Source organism: Rhizobium hidalgonense, assembly GCF_002914525.1.
Taxonomy (GTDB): Bacteria; Pseudomonadota; Alphaproteobacteria; order Rhizobiales; family Rhizobiaceae; genus Rhizobium; species Rhizobium hidalgonense.
The window spans coordinates 1-983 of sequence record NZ_LODW01000072.1 but is presented as its reverse complement, the minus strand read 5'-3'; the positions used below and the strand labels follow the sequence as shown (position 1 = coordinate 983).

Sequence of the window (983 nt, the reverse complement as noted above, 5' to 3'; positions counted from 1 at the left end):
TGCGCTGACGCGGTCGGTTCGAAGCGCGGCGATGAACGTCATCGTATTCCAATGGCCGAAAGGAGCTTTGTCCAAGAGCCGTTCGCCACGCGGCGCCCAGCCTCTGAGCGGCGCCATGTTCGTCTTCGTCCAGGGGTGAGTAGGCCGGAGGGATTTCACCTGCCGGCCTCTCGCAGAACGGTGCGTGAACCTCTCGATTCACACCGCTCCCATCAGGTAAACGTGTTCGTTCCGAACGCCTGCCAGTGTACGAAGAGGTCCCGTCTATCTCGGGCAAGTTGCCGCAGGAACTGCGAAGCCCGAGTTTTGTGGAACCGAAAGCGCTTGTACTTTCGCATGATCCAGGCCTTGAGCTTCCGATTGACATAGTCAGCCAGAGAGAACAGGGCCGAACGACTGAACCGCCCATAATAGGCAATCCATCCCCGGAGGAGCGGATTGATCTGTTTGGCGATTTCAGCCAGCGTCCCCGGCGTTTGCCGCGGAATGTTCAAGCTCTTGATCGTGGCCCGCATCGATTTTAGCGCCGCCGGACTGGCCGCTGGGGTATAGCCACAGAAGAACTCATTCCGCTGTGAAGTTGCCACCTGTCGCGGCCTGAACTGGTATCCAAGGAAGTCAAATTTGACAGTCGGATACATTTCCCGTCGCCGATTATCTTTGCAGTAGACGATATGGGTCTTAGTCGGATGCATCTGAAGTCCGCATTCTGCCAGCCGCGCTTGGAGCTCGACCATGAGGACCTCTGCTTCCTGCTCGGTCCGGCAGTGCACCAGACCATCGTCTGCATACCGACACCATGGTAGATCCGGATGCGTCCGGGTCATCCAGACGTCAAACGCGTAATGCAGGAAGAGATTCGATAGGATCGGGCTGACCACGCCCCCTTGCGGGGTACCGCGCGTCCGCTCAATGACTTCTCCGTTCTTTTCCATAGGCGCGGTCAACCATCTTTCGATGTAGAGCAGAGCCCAGTTGCATTT

1 protein-coding gene and 1 pseudogene are annotated in these 983 nt (G+C 57.6%); both read right to left on the bottom strand.

The genetic code is table 11. From position 1 onward, the window contains the following. Positions 1-132, bottom strand: a pseudogene (locus ATY29_RS24055) (IS630 family transposase); the annotation flags it as partial. Between the two features lie 80 nt (positions 133-212). Continuing rightward, positions 213-983 (bottom strand): reverse transcriptase domain-containing protein (locus tag ATY29_RS24045; RefSeq protein WP_244597433.1); only part of this gene is annotated, 771 nt, incomplete at its 5' end.